This window comes from Gluconacetobacter brunescens (assembly GCF_048695475.1).
In the GTDB taxonomy this organism is placed as follows: Bacteria; Pseudomonadota; Alphaproteobacteria; order Acetobacterales; family Acetobacteraceae; genus Gluconacetobacter.
The window spans coordinates 127,561-143,198 of sequence record NZ_JBLHEN010000004.1; the positions used below are offsets into that span (position 1 = coordinate 127,561).

Annotated in this window: 16 protein-coding genes and 2 pseudogenes; 16 read left to right on the top strand and 2 right to left on the bottom strand. The window is 61.2% G+C overall.

Annotation, left to right across the window (positions count from 1 at the left end; translation table 11 throughout):
• The first annotated feature begins 136 nt into the window (after positions 1–136).
• Positions 137–322, top strand: a complete 186-nt coding sequence (locus tag ACMAUO_RS20715; protein WP_420358796.1) for a hypothetical protein — start codon at positions 137–139, stop codon at positions 320–322.
• A gap of 372 nt (positions 323–694) precedes the next feature.
• On the opposite strand, the gene ACMAUO_RS20720 is transcribed toward ACMAUO_RS20715, so the two are convergent.
• Both ACMAUO_RS20720 and ACMAUO_RS20725 read right to left on the bottom strand, forming a co-directional pair.
• Positions 695–1,870, bottom strand: coding sequence for a conjugal transfer protein TraW family protein (locus ACMAUO_RS20720; RefSeq protein ID WP_420358797.1), 1,176 nt, complete (start codon positions 1,868–1,870; stop codon positions 695–697).
• Positions 1,870–2,430 carry a hypothetical protein gene (locus ACMAUO_RS20725; RefSeq protein WP_420358798.1) on the bottom strand — a complete coding sequence of 187 codons (561 nt, stop codon included), beginning with the start codon at positions 2,428–2,430 and terminating at the stop codon, positions 1,870–1,872. The genes ACMAUO_RS20720 and ACMAUO_RS20725 overlap by 1 nt, the downstream gene beginning before the upstream one ends.
• Positions 2,431–2,921: 491 nt before the next feature.
• Between ACMAUO_RS20725 and ACMAUO_RS20730 the strand changes: the two genes are divergently transcribed.
• The 15 genes and pseudogenes from ACMAUO_RS20730 (at position 2,922) to ACMAUO_RS20800 (ending at position 15,637) form a co-directional block, all read left to right on the top strand.
• On the top strand, positions 2,922–3,692 hold the full coding sequence (locus ACMAUO_RS20730) for a hypothetical protein (protein WP_420358799.1): 771 nt from the start codon (positions 2,922–2,924) through the stop codon (positions 3,690–3,692).
• 14 nt (positions 3,693–3,706) lie between these two features.
• The gene (locus tag ACMAUO_RS20735) at positions 3,707–4,339 is read left to right on the top strand and encodes a DotI/IcmL/TraM family protein (protein ID WP_420358800.1); all 633 of its coding nucleotides are present in this window, start codon (positions 3,707–3,709) and stop codon (positions 4,337–4,339) included.
• Positions 4,340–5,269, top strand: coding sequence for a DotH/IcmK family type IV secretion protein (locus tag ACMAUO_RS20740; RefSeq protein ID WP_420358801.1), 930 nt, complete (start codon positions 4,340–4,342; stop codon positions 5,267–5,269).
• Positions 5,266–6,408 (top strand): hypothetical protein, encoded by a 1,143-nt coding sequence (locus ACMAUO_RS20745; protein WP_420358802.1) that lies wholly within the window; start codon positions 5,266–5,268, stop codon positions 6,406–6,408. The genes ACMAUO_RS20740 and ACMAUO_RS20745 overlap by 4 nt, the downstream gene beginning before the upstream one ends.
• Before the next feature lie 19 nt (positions 6,409–6,427).
• Positions 6,428–6,835, top strand: coding sequence for an IS66-like element accessory protein TnpA (tnpA, locus tag ACMAUO_RS20750; RefSeq protein WP_420355398.1), 408 nt, complete (start codon positions 6,428–6,430; stop codon positions 6,833–6,835).
• Between the two features lie 53 nt (positions 6,836–6,888).
• Positions 6,889–7,189: pseudogene (gene tnpB / locus ACMAUO_RS20755) on the top strand (IS66 family insertion sequence element accessory protein TnpB).
• Positions 7,190–7,319: 130 nt separating this feature from the next.
• A complete protein-coding gene (locus tag ACMAUO_RS20760) occupies positions 7,320–7,526 on the top strand; it encodes an IS66 family transposase (protein WP_420358803.1) in 207 nt (68 codons plus the stop codon).
• Positions 7,526–8,416 (top strand): annotated as a pseudogene (gene tnpC / locus ACMAUO_RS20765) (IS66 family transposase); the annotation flags it as partial. The gene ACMAUO_RS20760 and the pseudogene tnpC, both read left to right, overlap by 1 nt.
• A 62-nt stretch (positions 8,417–8,478) precedes the next feature.
• Positions 8,479–8,847 (top strand): IS66 family transposase, encoded by a 369-nt coding sequence (locus tag ACMAUO_RS20770; RefSeq protein WP_420358826.1) that lies wholly within the window; start codon positions 8,479–8,481, stop codon positions 8,845–8,847.
• Positions 8,844–9,437, top strand: coding sequence for a plasmid pRiA4b ORF-3 family protein (locus tag ACMAUO_RS20775; protein ID WP_420355401.1), 594 nt, complete (start codon positions 8,844–8,846; stop codon positions 9,435–9,437). Before ACMAUO_RS20770 ends, ACMAUO_RS20775 begins: the two co-directional genes overlap by 4 nt.
• Before the next feature lie 1,047 nt (positions 9,438–10,484).
• On the top strand, positions 10,485–10,955 hold the full coding sequence (locus ACMAUO_RS20780; RefSeq protein WP_420358804.1) for a hypothetical protein: 471 nt from the start codon (positions 10,485–10,487) through the stop codon (positions 10,953–10,955).
• Positions 10,956–10,966: 11 nt separating this feature from the next.
• Positions 10,967–11,512 (top strand): hypothetical protein, encoded by a 546-nt coding sequence (locus ACMAUO_RS20785; RefSeq protein WP_420358805.1) that lies wholly within the window; start codon positions 10,967–10,969, stop codon positions 11,510–11,512.
• A gap of 41 nt (positions 11,513–11,553) precedes the next feature.
• Positions 11,554–11,958, top strand: a complete 405-nt coding sequence (locus ACMAUO_RS20790; protein WP_420358806.1) for a hypothetical protein — start codon at positions 11,554–11,556, stop codon at positions 11,956–11,958.
• A gap of 134 nt (positions 11,959–12,092) precedes the next feature.
• Positions 12,093–12,500, top strand: coding sequence for a hypothetical protein (locus tag ACMAUO_RS20795; protein ID WP_420358807.1), 408 nt, complete (start codon positions 12,093–12,095; stop codon positions 12,498–12,500).
• Complete coding sequence (locus ACMAUO_RS20800) at positions 12,497–15,637, top strand: type IV secretion protein DotO (protein WP_420358808.1); 3,141 nt, start codon at positions 12,497–12,499, stop codon at positions 15,635–15,637. The genes ACMAUO_RS20795 and ACMAUO_RS20800 overlap by 4 nt, the downstream gene beginning before the upstream one ends.
• The last annotated feature ends 1 nt before the right edge of the window (position 15,638 follow it).

The window sequence follows — 15,638 nt, forward strand, 5'->3', positions numbered from 1 at the left end:
GGAGGATAGGGATCGCTGTCCGCAAAGCCAGCCGCCGGGCTTCCAGACGGCCTTTCCCCATCCCCGCCGCCCGGCGGACCATTTTCCGGCTGGGAACGTGGCTCGGCGACATCTGCCTGCTCGGGCGGAGTTCCGGGTGCACCTGCAGGTGCAGGTGCAGGTGCAGGTGCAGGTGCAGGTGCAGGTGCAGGTGCAGGTGCAGGTGCAGGTGCAGCGTTCGCGCGACCGAGGCGGTAGTCAAGCACTGCGGCGATCCTTGCTGCCGCAATCGACGCCTGGTCCTCCGGCGTCATTTCTGCGACCTGAAGCGCCTGCTGCCTGATGTCTCGGGCGAGTGAGCGATCCTCAAGATCACCCGCCTGGCGGAGCATTCCCTTCATTTCTTCGTTCTCGAGACCGGGAAGGTCCGTCGCGAAGCTGCGGAGACCGGCCGCGAGGAGCGGGGAAATCTTGGGATCCTCCCCAGTGCCGCTAAGCGCCTTCCAATCCTGGACAAGCCAAGCGACCTCCGTGGTAAAACGGGCGTCGTTTTCCAGGCGGGGGTTCTCCTCCAGCCGCTCTCGCAAATCGGCCACTTCCTTTCCGAGCCCGCGCCCCGCCTCGGGCACGCGAGCTTGCTGCGCGTCGAGCGCTGCCAGCGCCATTCCCAGGGGCCCAGATGCGGCTACGCCTGTTTCCGACATGACGAAGTCCTCTAATTCAGTGTTGAGGTTGGAACCGGCATCGGTGTGACCGGTCGTAAACGGCGCTCGGCTTCGATGGAGAGCCTTGTTGCCTCCATCAATGCGCGCTGTTGCTCCAGCTTGTATTGCTGCCAGAGAATCCAGTTCCGCTGAGCATCGAGCAGCGCAATCTGAACGAGAACGGATTTTGGCGCCGGCATTGCTTGAAGGTCAGCTTGCCAATCCGTACCACTATATTTCCGGTTTATCTCGAGGTCAGTCGCCTCGTATTCGCTGCCGGCATCGGTATTCGTTATTCCTTCCCGTGTTGCCTCCGCCTTCTGCGCGGAACTCAGCGACACGGTATTCGCGTGCCAACCCAAGACGCCATCGGTGACGTGTTCCGCCAATGTGATAGCCGCGTTGTAGGCCCTGCGCCCAGGAAGCGAACCTTGTCCCTCGATAGACGTAAGGCTGCTCCCGCGCAGAGCTGCCGGAGGCGACGGTTGGATCAGCGTTGTGGCATAATCGTTCGCCCGCGTAATTGCCTGCTTGTCGACATAGACAGGCGGCGTGAGGAGGCTGCTCGCGTTCTGGTCCGCGTCCTTTTGCTCCTGGGACGCGAGCGTGCAGACGCCGGCATCCGCTTCCGCGTCTGAACAATACAGACTGAAATGGTTATTGTTGGCGGCCTGCTGTGCCTGCCCGGCCCCCTCCCATGCTGGAGTACCCTTGTGCGCCTCGGCTCTCCCGCTTTTGCCTGAATCGAGGGCAGCCGCTACGTCGCCACCCTTCCTCGCCGCCACGACGGCGGCCTGCCCGCCTTCGAGATTCAGACAGTCCTGCCGGTTTACAGCATGATTATTGCGTTGTTCGGAATTTCGCACCTCGCGCGCCAGCCGCGCATTCACCATGTTAGTTGCATCGGCAATTTGTTCTTGCGCCCCGACCTGCGCCTTCATGTAGTTGCTGAGCTGGGCGAAGCCTGGCCCAAGAACCCCATTGATTCGACCAAGCGCCAGATTCACCATATTTTGGAACGCCGACAGCGTGCCATTGAGCACTGCCTGCATCTCCATAATCGCATGCACGATCGGAACGCTATCAAACAGCGCATAGGCTGGGCGGGGCGCGCTCATCGTGCCGACAATGAATGAGAACGTAACAACGGCCAAAAAGCGCGTGAAGGAACTTGTGATCCGAGCCATTACTGTTCCACCGTAGAATAGCCGGTGCTACTTCCAATCAAAGACATGGAATATCCGTCGGGAAGTTGTGTTCGCCCAGAGACATCCCACGAAACATTCCCCGAGGCATTCATGCCAGCACTGAGAAGATTGTCACCGCCACCGCCGACATTGATAGTTGGACAGAAGCTGCCCGCGCCCAGGCCGAGGTTGAAATTCGTGTCGAGCCCGGTGACCGACAAGCCGCACTGGGCGGCGCCTTGCAAGCTCTCCCACTCGGACGTTAGTTCCGAACACACTTTACCCATAGCAGCCTGGGCAATGCTCGCGATATTGATCCCATTGGTAAGGACATCGAGTCCAATACCGTTAAAGAAATTCCCAAGACAGGTGAACTTGGTTACCGACTGAGGTTGATGGATCGTCGCGTCATCCGCCTTGAGGTCGGCAGCGATCCCGGTCGCCGCCGCCTGCACCAGGGCCTCGCACCCGGCAGGCGTGTCATCAGCACGCACCACCTTTGGGGTAAAAGAAGAGGCCAGTGTGAGGATTGTTAACCCCGCCCTCGCGAAAGTCCTCATGGCTCCTTTACCCCTGCGGGGGCCGGTCTCGATGGTGGTAAAAATCGCATCAGGTCCCGCCGTGGCTGGGCCAACGCCTCCCGGGCGTGTTTATAGGTCAGCCAATCGGGCCTCTTGTCGTTCTCCCGGTCATTACTCTCCCGCTCTTCGTTCGACATCGCGCAGCCCTTCCCCAGCAAGAAAATGTGCCGCGAACTGACTATTGCGGCTCGCTTCCTGAATCTGCTTGTTCGTGGGGAGAATAATGAACTCGTGTGTAACTCGGAGCGCGCACGGTCACTTGGGAATGGCATGTCGCTGATAAGCGTTTTGCGCATATCTGATATGCGTTGTGGCCATAAGCAGGTATTTTTGGCAGTTACTCGCCATTTAGTTGTAGCCCCGCGGATCTAAACATAGTGTTAAAAATAGGGCGAACTGCGGAACATTTTGTACTATGCTGCATCGAAAGGATACATTCACACCGTTCGAACACCAGGGATTGAGGGTCGATGCTGCAGAGCGCAGTCTGCTTTCGCTATTACAGGCGTCCGATAAAGGTTGGGCCGCCGCCCGAACCCGCTGATCTCAGCAAGACATTATACGAGACCCTTGGCGAGTGGCGCGCAAGCGCGCACTATACGCACAACGAATGGAAGCCGACACGCTTCTGGCTGCGCGACGAGGAAGATTTACTTGAGCGCGTGTACCCGACGGCCAAGCCGGTAACGGACATAGCAACAGACCTCGGTCGTTCCGTAAGCGCAATTCGTGCAAAAGCACGATCGCTGGGGTTAAGGCGTCCGCTGCGCGGACGGGCGGCTGACGCCGCCTCTGCTATTGAACTCCCCCCCGCACAATTGCGAACCACTGTCAACCGAGAGACATCGCCGTCCAGTCCAAAATCCGTCATCCCACGGACTCGATCAGGGCGGGCGATCTGGAACAGTGCGGCGATCACTCATCTCGCGGAATTGTGGAAACGTCTGTACTCGCCTACGTACATCGCGGACCATCTCGGGCTTCCGGTCGGTACGATCAAAACAGCAGCTCAACGCGCTGGGCTGCCTAGCCGCGCGGGCCTGACCCTTCTCAAGTCAGCGCCCAGCGAAAACCCGCTCGAAGTCCCTGAGAGCCAAGTACTGGTAGAACAGATGATAGAGAGAGTCTGCCAGATAACGCAGACCGTCTTCTATCAGAACGCAAAAGACCGCCGACGACAGCATTACAGCCGGCTTGGACAACTCCGAATTGCACGAAGTGCCACTGGCAGCATTCATTGATGTTGAACAGTCGCATGGCGTTGCAGCGCCGCCTCCTTGATCCGGAATTTCTCCAGCGCACGGTCAAACACGCACTACTCGCCTTCACGGTAAGCTTGTGCCTGAACATACTTCTCGCGCTGGCCCTGGTCGTCGAGGTCTCCCACACGCCACATGTGCGTTACATCTATCACGATTCACTGGGAAAGCCCCGCGAGCTCATCGTGACGGATCAGCCATATTTTTCAGACTCGGAAATCACGAATTGGGCCGTCGCTAAAGTAACAAACCTCTACACGATGAATTACGTCGATTATGGTAAGCACCTCTCAGCAGCGGCTGCCGATTTCGACATTCCAGCGTGGAACGCCTGGGGCCAAGCGTTCAAGGGACCCGGAAACATCGAATTCATCAAGGAGAAGCGTGTCTTCCTGACCGCTTCTCCAAAGAGCGCAGCAACGATAAGGTCTGAGGGAAAGACTGAGCACGGGGAATACGAATGGCACGTACACTTCCCGATGCTGCTCCGATGGGAAAATTCCTCAGGTTCTACAACAAATCTACTCTCCATTGACGTGACAATTCGAAGAACAAACGCGCCCGATTACGCCGATGGGCTCATGATCACAGAGCTCAACGCGCCTCGCGCTTCGGATAACGGAGGGTAAATGCGCCGTCTCTATGGTTTCGTCGGCGGCTGCCTTGCGCTTGCCACCGTTCACTCGGCGGCGTTCGCACAATCTCAACCGGAGGCTCAGGACCACAACCCTGTTGATCCCGCATTTCGCAATCTCCCGCCACCGCCGGTCATGAGAGGGCTATACGACCGCTACGATCAGGCGGAGAAGAACCTTGACGGGATCGACGACCCGCACCGCCTTGCCGTGCCCGTTTCCAGGTCGGTTACAATCTCGCTCGCGCCGGGCGCTCAAACCAATATCGTACGCATAGCCCAGGATTATCCCGCCTCAATTACGTTTCTTGATGAAACGGGCCAACCGTGGCCCATTGCGTGGGATCTCGCGACCAACAAGGGTGGCGGCTGCGATGCGAGGGGACAGGGCCAAAATCCAGCCGTGCGCGGGGTGGGTATATACGCCTGCGTGCCCGAGGCAGGTTCGAACGTCCTTCAGCTAACTCCCATCTCCCGATACGCCCACGGCGGCGTCCTGGTGAGCCTGAAAGGGGCGCCAAAGCCCATCAACTTCATGATTATGGCGGGCACGGGCGCTTACGACGCCGACCTGACCGCCCGGGTGCAAGGGCGAGGCCCCAATGCAAAGTCCGTCCTGGTAACAGAGGCGGATGCCCCGGTCACGGGCGCGTCGTTCTTCAACGCCTTGCTCGATGGTGCGCCGCCGGCCGATGCCATTCCGCTTACAGTGAGCGGTGTCAGCCCTGATCATACGCGTGCATGGAAAATCGGCCACGAGATGTTTCTTCGAATGGACAATGGATATTGGCCCGTATCTCCAGCCCCGAGCGCCCACCAGTCCGAGTATGATGTAGGAATCTTCGAGATTCCGGAAACTTCGGTCGTCCTCGTATCAACCGGAACACGGATGGTCAGCGTGTCCCTCTCGGAAGACGCCCCATGAGCGACGGACCTCCGGCCACGCCGATTAGCCGCACGCCACTCGGAAAGAGTTTGGTCGCTACACGATCCATCGGCGTGGCAGTTCTCGGACTGACCGTCGTCTTCGGGGGTGGCTGGTATTTCCTCGCGCGAGACGATCACCCTCGGCCGAAGGCCAGCGATCTGATGCCGCCTCAGATGGCGGCGCCAGCAGGGGGCCAGAATCACTCGGACATGCTCGACCGGACCGTACGAGACAAGGAAATGGCGGACGCTCGAGCGGCCGAGGCGAGCCACAAGTCGTTCGCAAGCGCGCTCGCGACAAACGATCACCTCAAGGGAGACAACGCCCCGGTCATCGGCAGTGTCCCGGGCGAACACGGACATTCCACCGCACCACCTCCCGGCGCTCCGCCGCCGGCAGTGCACCACCAGGATCCCCCGCAATCACCCGACGGAAGCAACCCTTTTACGCGGGACCCAGCGGAAGATGCGTCCCACGGTAATCACCGCGCACGCGGATCCCGCGGAGCGAATAATGAAAGTCTTTCCGACCTGGCAGAAGCGGAACTATTCGCCGCATGGAGCAGCCATGCCCCGTCGCTCGATGTAAAGCTGCCGAGCCAGGGCGTTGTAGCAACGAAGCAAGGGTCGAACGGACAGGCTTTTACGCGCACTCCTGAGCAATCAGGGCCGGAAGCGGCCCCGACCGCTACCGGATTGGCACCCTCTGCAGCAGATTCACTGCACAAGAAAAAGGGGCGTCCGCTCGTCGCAGCGGGCCGTGGGGTCTACGGACATGCTGTGCTCACTGCGAACAGCGATATTGGCGGTCAAGCGCTCGTCGAAATCGATAGCGGAGCGCTCATCCACGCTCGCGTCTCTGGTGCGTTTCAGAAGAAAGACAATTTCCTCGTAATCAAGTTCGACAAGCTAATGATCGGGGATGCCGACCCGATCGGCATTTCCGCCTACGCTGTTTCACCCGATACGGCAGAGACTGGTGTCGCGTCAGACGTCGACGAGCATATCGCGACAAGAATCATTCTGCCGACAGCCGCGGCGTTCGTCGAAGGCCTCGGCAACGCGATGCAGAATACGAACACGAGCAGCTATACGGTAAGCGCCGACGGAACCCGACCTTGTTCGGGGCGGGAATAGCGTGAAGCTGGCGAGGCACATGGAGGCCTTGCGAGTGGATATTGAGCAGTCAAAAGAGCCTCGTATGAGCGCATGCCGGGATGGTGGAGCGGTCGTGCGAATGGAGCGGCGGCGGCATTGGAGCAATGAGGAAAAACTCGCGATTCTGAAAGAGACGACGCAGCCAGGCGCTATCGTTGCGGTAGTGGCGCGACGCTACGGGATCGGAACTGGCCAGCTATACACATGGCGCAAGCAATTGGTGCGCGGTGCGATGGCCGGGTTCGTGCCGGTCGAACTGGTGAGTTCCGAGTCTCCTGCAAAGCCATCGGAGGTCGGCCGCATCGACATTCGGCGGGAGGGCGGCTTCACCGTATCGGTCGACAGGCTCGTTGACCGGGAAGCACTGAGGCTGGTCCTCGACATCGTCGGGGAGCTTGAACGTTGAGTCTGACGCTGCCGCCGTCGGCGAAGATCTATCTGTCGCTGGCGCCGTGCGACATGCGCAAAGGCTTCGACGGATTGTCGTCCCAGGTTAGTAATATCCTGCAACTCGATCCATTCTCCGGCGCTGTATTCCTGTTCCGCGGCAAAAGAGGTGACAGGTTGAAGGCGCTGGTCTGGGACGGGTCGGCTCTGCCTGTATGCGAAACGCCTTGAGCGTGGGAAGTTCGTGTGGCCCCGAACCCAGGACGGGGCGGCAGCCCGACTCTCGGCTGCGCAATTGGCGATGCTGATTGAAGGTCTCGATTGGAGGCAGGCGATCATCCATGACGAGGTGCCTGCACCGACCTTTGCGTGAACGGTAAAACCGCAGAAAACTGAGGTTTTATATAGGATCGGAACGTTGCTCGCGCTATAGTTCAAGGCATGCGGTTCGACCTTCATCGCCTCCCCACAGATCCGGTTCTCCTGCAGAAAATGCTGCGGAGATGGCCGAAGCCATGGAATTGGAACGGAGCGAACTGAGGGCAACGAAGCAGACCGTCAAAATCCAGACCCTGACAATCGAAAAGCTGGAGCATCGCCTTGCTCGGCTTCTGCGCATCCAGTTCGGTCGCAGTTCCGAGAAGATGGACATCGCGCAACTGCGCCTGATGTTCGAAGAAGGTCGATGCCTCCCAACTCGCCAACGATGATGCTCCCGCAGCGTCAAAGCCGCAATCTGCACGGAAAGCTGGAACCCTGGCGCCGAATCCCCGCGCACATCCGCGCGCGTGACGACGGAGCATCACCGCAGCCATGCGGTTGTGGCGGCGCCGAAACCATCATCTGCCAGGACGTCACCGAAGTGCTGGACTACGTTCCGGCCCGCTTCCGCGTCCTGCGCCATGTTCGTCCCCGCATCGCCTGTCGTTCCTGCGAGAAAATCGGCCAGGCTCCAGCCATTGATCTGCCGTTGCCGAAGGTGATGGCGAGCAGCGCGTTGCTTGCGCATCTTCTCGTCAGCCGCTTCGTCGATCATCAGCCCTGGCACCGTCAATCGATGATCCTGCGTCGCCTGGGCGTGGACATCGATCGCGATGTGATGGGCCGCTGGTCCCGCAAACTGGCCTGGCTGATGGCCCCGCTCGGCGAACGGCTGCTCTCCTACATTCTCGAAGCTTCCAAGATACATGGTGATGAGACGCCGGTCACATTGCTCACAGGCGAGGGCGGTAGCCACACCGTGTACTTCTGGGTCTATCTGCGCGACGATCGTTCGAGCGGTGACATGCGCCCGCCCGCCGTAACGTTCCGCTTTACAATCGGTCGCGGTGGTGAGCATCCCGCAGCTCATCTCGCCGGCTATCGGGGATATCTTCAGGCGGACGGCTACGCCGGCTACAACACGCTGTACCGTGATCCCAGCACGAAGGCACCGCGCGAGGTAACCGAGGTCGGCTGCTGGGCCCACTCGCGACGCAAGTTTACCGACATCCTGGAAAAGAACCCGTCGCCGATCGCGGCCGAGGCCGTGGTAAGGATCGGCGAGCTTTTCGCGATCGAACGCGCCATCAAGGGGGCGCCTCCCGATGAACGACGGCAGGTTCGCCCAGCAGTTGGCATGCCCGAAGCTGGCTACCCTTGCGACCATGGCTGGAAGCGCGGATGCGGGGGCTGTCATCGGACAGTGCCTTGGCAAAGGCATGCCGCTATCCGCTCAACCGCTGGGCGGCGATGGTCCGCTATTGCGATGACGGTCTGCTCGAAATCAGCAATAATCTGGTCGAAAATTCCCTGCGTGGGGGTTGCCCTTGGCCGCCGCAACTGGATGTTTGTCGGTTCGACCAAGGGGCGAGCTTCGGCCCTGTTTTACTCGCTGGTCGAGACCTGCCGCCTGAACAGCGTGCACCCGAAGCCTGGTTCACCGACGTCATCGCACGTATCGGCAACCACCCGATTAACCGGATCGACGAACTCCTGCCCTGGAACTGGCAGGCAGCGAGAGAGATCCAAAAACTGGAGCATGCTGCTTGAGCAATGCCTTCGTCGTGCGGATGACGATCACACTGGATGACGTGACACCGGCTGTGAGCCGTATGATCGAAGTGCCGCTGGGTATCAGGCTCGATCGCTTGCACACCGTCCTCCAGGCTGCGCTGGCATGGACCGACAGCCACTTGTGGGAACTGACCTTCGGACGCACGGGATTCGGCATCCCCGACCCCTCCTATGGTCTCGATGGTCCGCTCGATGCGCGCAAGACGACCTTGGCTGAGGCTCTGGAGGAAATGCGAGGCAAGTCCTTCCGATACCTCTACGACTTCGGCGATGGCTGGGAGCATAGCGTCAGGATCCACGATATCGCCCCTGCCGACCCGCACGCCAGCTATCCACGCCTGCTCGAGGCCACCGGAATGTGTCCGCCCGAGGACTCGGGAGGCCCCTGGGGCTATGCTGAAAAGCTGGAGGCCCTCACTGATCCGACGCATGAATTTCATGAGGACGCACTGGAAGCCCTGGGGGACGCCCATGATCTCCACACTCAGCCAAACGTCGACTTGATCCAAACCCGCTTCACTGCCCTGGCAAAGAAATGGGCACCCCGCCAGCGAAAGGCCAAATAGTCGTTACGTCAACGCCGCCTTACATCGGCGCTTACGCTATACGAGCGGGGTTGGCCTTGCCTCGTTCACACACCTGACACTGCCCCAACAAATGGGGGTTGCCGCCGGCAAGGCGGGACAACAGCTCGGCCAGATCCTCCAGCAGGCGACCCCCCAACAGGCGACGGTCTGGCTACGGTCCGGCGATCCTGTCGGTGTTGTTTTTGAGGAACCCGTCTTCGCCCCCGGCGAATAGCGCCAGAACCCCGCGGTTACATACGCATGCGAGATCCTGATCCTCGCCGAAAGGAGGGCTAGACACTCATGCGAGGTAGCGCGATGCGACATGACAATGTCTCCGACGTGACCCCAATGTTGCGTGCGCGCCGCCGCGCACAGGGAACCGACGAGGACAGCGGCACAAACGACCCCGCCACGGAGTCCGAGGAACTATCGGCGCTCGATGCGTCCGGTGAGGACGCCAGCGAAGCGGGAGGCCGGATTTCCCACGGCAGGGTGCCGGCTGCGACAGACGGTGAACGTGGGAGCCCCGGGCGAAGGCGCCTCACCACACCGATGTTCCTTGCGACCGCAGCGACCGCCGTCGTAGCGGGCGCCGCACTGGTCGGGCCTCACCTGTGGAACGCAGGGCCCAAAGGCCGCTCTCTGTCGTCCTCTGCGGCGAAGACACCCCCCCCTTCGGTCGCCGTTGCCGCGCGGGACGTTCCTCCAGCAAATGCGCTGACCCCGCCTGCCATGCCCTCGCCCGCCGGGCAGGAGGACGCTCCAAACACCGACGAGCCCTTCGGCGGTGCGGGTATTCCCGGGCCCTCTGCTGTAGCGACTGTGCCCAGCGCGCCCGCGCAACCAACGCCGGCCATCGCCCCAGCTCCGGCTCCGGCTCCGGCTCCGGCGCAACCGCAGCCTTCCAGTCCTGTTTCGCAACCTGGCACGCCACCCCTTACGGCCGCCCCAACAGCGAACCAGACCGTCCCCCCCTCCCCGAGTACGCAGCCAGCCCCGACCGTATCAGCGAACACTGAAAGCCCCGCTCCCAGCAGGGACGAGATGCTTGAGCTCAACCTCGCCAAGCAGATGGCAGGCCTGGCGGACCATCTCGCGACGCTCGAGAAGCAGATGAGCAGCCTGCAGGTGTCCCTCGGGGAGAGGATCGGAGCAGCCGGCGGCCGGATGGATGAACTGCAGCACCGAGAGGATCTGGTTGAGAAGACCCTGACAACGATTCAAGCGGCTACGGCACGGCCACAGGAAACTGGTCCAGCCCGGTCGCCACAAAGCCACGCGACACCCCCGAATTCAGTAGCTCGGCCCATTGCGCCAACCGGACCAAGCGAGCCGGCACGCCCAGTCTATCACGTGCAGGCGGGGGCACCTGGTATTGCGATACTCCAGGATAGTTCGGGGAACGCAATCCGCGTCGTCAACGACGACACCGTTCCTGGTTGGGGTGCCGTTAAGGGCATTACGCAAATCGGCAACGCGTTCGTCGTCCACACCGAGCATGGCGTCATTCGGTAGGAGCCGACGTCATGGAAGGTCTCTTCGACTTCGCACAAGACATCGGTCTCGCCCTGTCGTGGGTCCTCCCGCTGCTGTGCTACGTCGGCGGGTCCTGGTTCCTTGTCGGCGGGCTCCTCGAAATTCTGCAACGGTCTGCGGCACCGAACGGCCTGCTGGCCAAGCCGTTCGTCCCCGAACTGATGATCGCAGTCGGGGCGACGTTCCTGTCGTTTCCGGAATTCCTCAATGTGGGAAACCGTACACTCGGCTTTGCGGCCAACGTTGACCTGGGAGCGTCCCAAAAGCTCAGCTTCTCGACGGACACGCTCTCCAACGCCGCAAAAGGAGGGCCGTTACAGACCCTCACCGCAATCTTGACCGTCTGGCACACCTATTTTGCCTGTTACGGCGCGCTGATCGTCTACTTCGCGCTCGTCCGACAGGTCGGCCGCGCCAAAGGCACAAACAACAGTTCGCCCGCGCTGAACGCCGTCATGGGCATTTCAGGCTTCTTCGTGATGAACGCGGACGTCATCGCTCCCGCGCTGCTGAAGGAACTCAAGCTGGGTTCCTGATGCGGCCGTCGCTTCTCGTTATCCACCCAACAGGAGGCTCTATGCCGAATTCAATTTCACCGCGCACGACGCCGGGTGTTCGGCGCGCCACGGCGCTCACCGCACTTGCGCTCGTGGTCGTGGTGTTCGCCCCCGGCGCCCACGCACAGGCAATCGACGACATCGCGCAGCAATCGACGGGACACGTTCTCGGCGCGTGGTCATACGTCATGAATGCCTTTTGCTGGATCGTTGGAAGCGTCATGCTGATCATGTGCGGGCTCGGCTGGTATCAGCATCAGCGTAACCCGAACGCGGGGAGCCGCCCGGGTATGCTGGTCGCGGCCGGATTGCTGGGGGGCGTGTTTCTTGCTCTTCCCTTTTTCGCCAAGACCGCCTCCTTCACCATCTTCAACTCCGGCCCGACCGTAACCGGCGAGCAGCAGCAGATGCGGTTCGACAGGTGATGGACCCCGTCTCGCTTTCGATGCAACCCGCCGGCTCGCTCAGACTTGGCCCGCTTGCCGCAAAGCCACCTCATCGCTGCGCGTGCTGCGGTCATCTCGCGCCGGCGGCTTCGGTAGCGGGACGGGCCCTCTGCATGACATGCGTTCCAGCATTCGCGCTGGACGAGCCGGACATCGACAAGGTCTCGGCGCTCATATGGCTGCCCCACCTCGACCAGCCGGTGGTCAGCCGCCTGGTGACGGCCGTCCATACGGCCCGCGCGGCCGATAGCACTGCCGTCCCCACGACTGACCCGGTGGGCCTTGCCAAAGCAGCCCAAGCTGTCCTCGACATGCTGCTTGCGCAACGTGCGGCGGCCATCGCCCGGATCGGCACCGACCGCCCGTCAGTGCTCCGCGCCGCAGGCCTGTCACTCAACGGCATCACCATTCCGAAGCGCACCGGTGTCTCCGCGCTGCGCTTTGTTGCATTGGGAGGATGGTTTGGCCCCGACAATGGGCTCTACCAGTCTGCCGCGGCTGAGTGGATCTGCGGCCCGTGAATTTCATACGTAAAGAAAAGTCAGAGAAGCCGGCTGCGGTCTCGCGGGCAGGCTTATCGCTCGGCGATAGAGTCCTTCAGGCAATCGCCGCAACGTCCAGCCTCTTCAAGCGGGACCTGACTGCATTCTGCGACCTTGCGACCTGTGACCGGCATGGCATCGTCACGTTCGGCGGTGATTACGTGACAGTCCTGAGACTGCGAGGCATGCGGCGTATCGCCAGCGGGCCGGAAATCCGGGCTGCGTCGTCTCGTCTCAGGCTTGCCTTGACGAGCCTGTTTGCCGCCCCTGGACACGCACTGCAGTTCTCATACGCGGCAGATCCTGAGGGGGTCGAAGAAACAATCGCTCGTAATCTCGACGAACGCCGCACAATTGCCGCAGCACTGAACGCGGAGTTCGAAGATATCTTCGCCGAACGCCAGCGTGTCTTGCCGCCTTTTATGCGTCAGGAGCGCATCTATCTCACATTGTGGACGCGGCCGGGCCGCCTCTCCAGTCAAGAGGCACGACAGGCAAGGGCAGAGCGCCGGCGAGATCTCGCTGGACTGCCGCCGCTAGGTGACGCGCAAAACCCTTTTCTGGGCAGCCTCGAACTCGGCACGATCCACTCATCGTTTGTCCAAGGCGTCCTACAGGCTCTGGCCGGCGAGGCCGTGCTTGCTGAAATCCTTGCCCCTGAAGCTGGCCTCCGGGCGATCAGGGAGGAGATCTACCCTGAGACCGCCGGAAGCGACTGGACGCCCTCCACGCCGCTGGGGCGCTGCAGCCAGACGGTCCCTGACGAGATCCCGCCCCGGGATGTCGCGGACGTCCTGTGGCCCCCTCTCCGCGAGCAATTATTCCGTGACGATGCTCTGACGCCCGACTTTGCGACGGCCACTCTGTCCACGCTTGACTGGACACCGCTCGAGCTCACGCGAGCACCTGAGATGCCGCATCCCGGGGCTCCGAATACGCCGATACCGAGTTTCACGGAACTCGCTGCGAAGCTGGCTGGCCGTCGCATGCCCTGGCGTATGGTTGGAATGATCGAGGGCATCCGCCCCGGGTACATGCTCTGGAAGGACGCAATAGCCACATTCCTGAAATTTGGCGCGAACCTCCCAATCAACATGGCATTCGCCGAGATCAAGGACATGCGGGCACGCCAGGAGGATACCCCGGTCAAGCTCCGCATGGCATTCGCAACGTCTGCGCCGGCAGGGCAAACCGAAACCTTGAAAGTACGGGCTTCACGCCTGGAGCAAGCCATCCAGTCGTGGGGCGGCGCTTCTGCAAGCCGGGTGTGTGGCGACCCTCTCGCCGGCGTGTTGTCGTCTGTGCCAGGGCTGGCCCTCGCATCGACAGCGCCGCCGTCAGCGGGCCCCCTCTCACAAATGCTCGCCATGATGCCGTGGGCACGGCCGGCGTCGCCGTGGCGCGACGGTGCAATGCTGTTCCGGGCGGCCGACGGGACGATCGTCCACTACGACCCTGCCGGATCCGGCCGGGACGCCGTGCTCGATCTCTTTGTCGCCCCCTCGCGACACGGCAAGTCGATGCTCGCGAATGCACTGCTCCTAAACACCGTGCTGAGCCCGGCGGCAATGACGGCACATGGAGCCCGGGTCCCTCTGATCGGCAAGCTCGATGTCGGCGATTCATCTTCCGGATTCGTGGACATGGTTCGTGCCGGCCTGCGCGCGGCAGACCAGCATCTGGCACTTCATGTGTCGTTTCAGTTGATCGAAGAACACGCCGTCAACATCTTTGATCCTGAGACCTGTTGCCGGCTGCCGCTGGAATACCACACGACCTTCCTGCGAAACTTCCTGGGCCTGATCTGCACGCCGATTGACGGGCAGCCGTTCGAATCCATGAACCAGTTGATCGACGCGGTCATCCCGGCTGTCTATGAGTTTTTCTCCGACGATGGACCTTCGGTGCAGCCAAAAGTCTGGCGGCCTGGAATCGATCCGACTGTCGATAGGGAACTGTCCCGGAATCGACTTGCGCCTGAGCGAGACACCCCTTGGTGGCAGATTGCAGATCTGTTCGCAGAAGCGGGCGATATGCGGATGGCACATCGGGCGACCCAGTGGGCAGCGCCGACCATTGGTGATCTGATCCGTGTCCTTCGGGAGCCGCGCCTACAGCGGTTCGAGGACGTCACCCCGACATCCGGAAGAGAGTCTACTATCGGGATTTTCCGCCGCTACATCACCCATTTCATCGACAAATACCCGTCTCTGAACCGGCCGACCCGTCTTGACCTTGGCGACGCCCGGATCGTCGTCCTCGACATCGGCCGGGTGGCGCCCGAAGGGATCGGGGAGTCACAAAGACAGACCGAGCTGATGTATCTTCTCGGCTTTCACATCGTCGCCAAAAACTTCTTCCTTCACCCAGACGATGCCGAGAGCGTGCCGCCTCATGTGAAGCAATACCATCGCAGGCGGTTCGAGGAGTTTCGTGAGAGCTTCAAGCGGATCGAGTGTGACGAATTCCAACGCACGGCCGGCGCTCCACATATTCAGCGGCAGTTTGAGGAAGCGGCCCGACGTTCGGCCAAGCTGAACGTGAAGATCGGACTGGCAAGCCAGAAGCTCGACGACTTCGGAGAGTATCTGATCTCTCACTCAACCGGCCGGTTTATTCTCGGCGCGCCCGATGACAAGGAAGCAAAGGCGATCTGCGAGCGCTTCCAGCTCAGCTCCGCCGCACGGGCGATCGTCTATAACGGATTGAACGGACCGCGGCCGGACGGTAGCGGGGCGCCCTTGATCTGGCAGACCCGCGTAAAGCACGAAGTCTTCGAACTCTTTGTGCTGAATCTGATGGGTCCTATCGAACTTTGGGCCCTGTCCACCAGCCCAAAGGACACCGCACTGCGGCGGCGCCTTTATGACGCGCTGGGCACCGCTGAGGCACGCCGCAGGCTGGCGAAGGTCTTCCCGCGCGGAAGCGCGGAGGCTGAAATAGAGCGTCGTGAAACGGCACGCATCAAAGCAGGGCAAGACGCCAGTATTGACCTCGGAGGGGTCATCGACGAACTCGCTCGCGAGATCTGCGACGGCACGGGCCTGGGGACTGTGATCAGGCCGTCCGCTGATTCAACCGGAGTCACAAACGATAGCTCCATAGTCTCCCCATGAA

Excerpts from the sequence above, each read along its gene's own strand:
- ACMAUO_RS20720 (WP_420358797.1), bottom strand. The coding sequence starts at position 1,870 with ATGGCTCGGATCACAAGTTCCTTCACGCGCTTTTTGGCCGTTGTTACG.
- ACMAUO_RS20725 (WP_420358798.1), bottom strand. The coding sequence starts at position 2,430 with ATGAGGACTTTCGCGAGGGCGGGGTTAACAATCCTCACACTGGCCTCT.
- ACMAUO_RS20730 (WP_420358799.1), top strand. The coding sequence starts at position 2,922 with ATGCTGCAGAGCGCAGTCTGCTTTCGCTATTACAGGCGTCCGATAAAG.
- ACMAUO_RS20735 (WP_420358800.1), top strand. The coding sequence starts at position 3,707 with ATGGCGTTGCAGCGCCGCCTCCTTGATCCGGAATTTCTCCAGCGCACG.
- ACMAUO_RS20740 (WP_420358801.1), top strand. The coding sequence starts at position 4,340 with ATGCGCCGTCTCTATGGTTTCGTCGGCGGCTGCCTTGCGCTTGCCACC.
- ACMAUO_RS20745 (WP_420358802.1), top strand. The coding sequence starts at position 5,266 with ATGAGCGACGGACCTCCGGCCACGCCGATTAGCCGCACGCCACTCGGA.
- tnpA (WP_420355398.1), top strand. The coding sequence starts at position 6,428 with ATGGAGGCCTTGCGAGTGGATATTGAGCAGTCAAAAGAGCCTCGTATG.
- ACMAUO_RS20760 (WP_420358803.1), top strand. The coding sequence starts at position 7,320 with ATGGCCGAAGCCATGGAATTGGAACGGAGCGAACTGAGGGCAACGAAG.
- ACMAUO_RS20770 (WP_420358826.1), top strand. The coding sequence starts at position 8,479 with ATGCGGGGGCTGTCATCGGACAGTGCCTTGGCAAAGGCATGCCGCTAT.
- ACMAUO_RS20780 (WP_420358804.1), top strand. The coding sequence starts at position 10,485 with ATGCTTGAGCTCAACCTCGCCAAGCAGATGGCAGGCCTGGCGGACCAT.
- ACMAUO_RS20785 (WP_420358805.1), top strand. The coding sequence starts at position 10,967 with ATGGAAGGTCTCTTCGACTTCGCACAAGACATCGGTCTCGCCCTGTCG.
- ACMAUO_RS20790 (WP_420358806.1), top strand. The coding sequence starts at position 11,554 with ATGCCGAATTCAATTTCACCGCGCACGACGCCGGGTGTTCGGCGCGCC.
- ACMAUO_RS20795 (WP_420358807.1), top strand. The coding sequence starts at position 12,093 with ATGACATGCGTTCCAGCATTCGCGCTGGACGAGCCGGACATCGACAAG.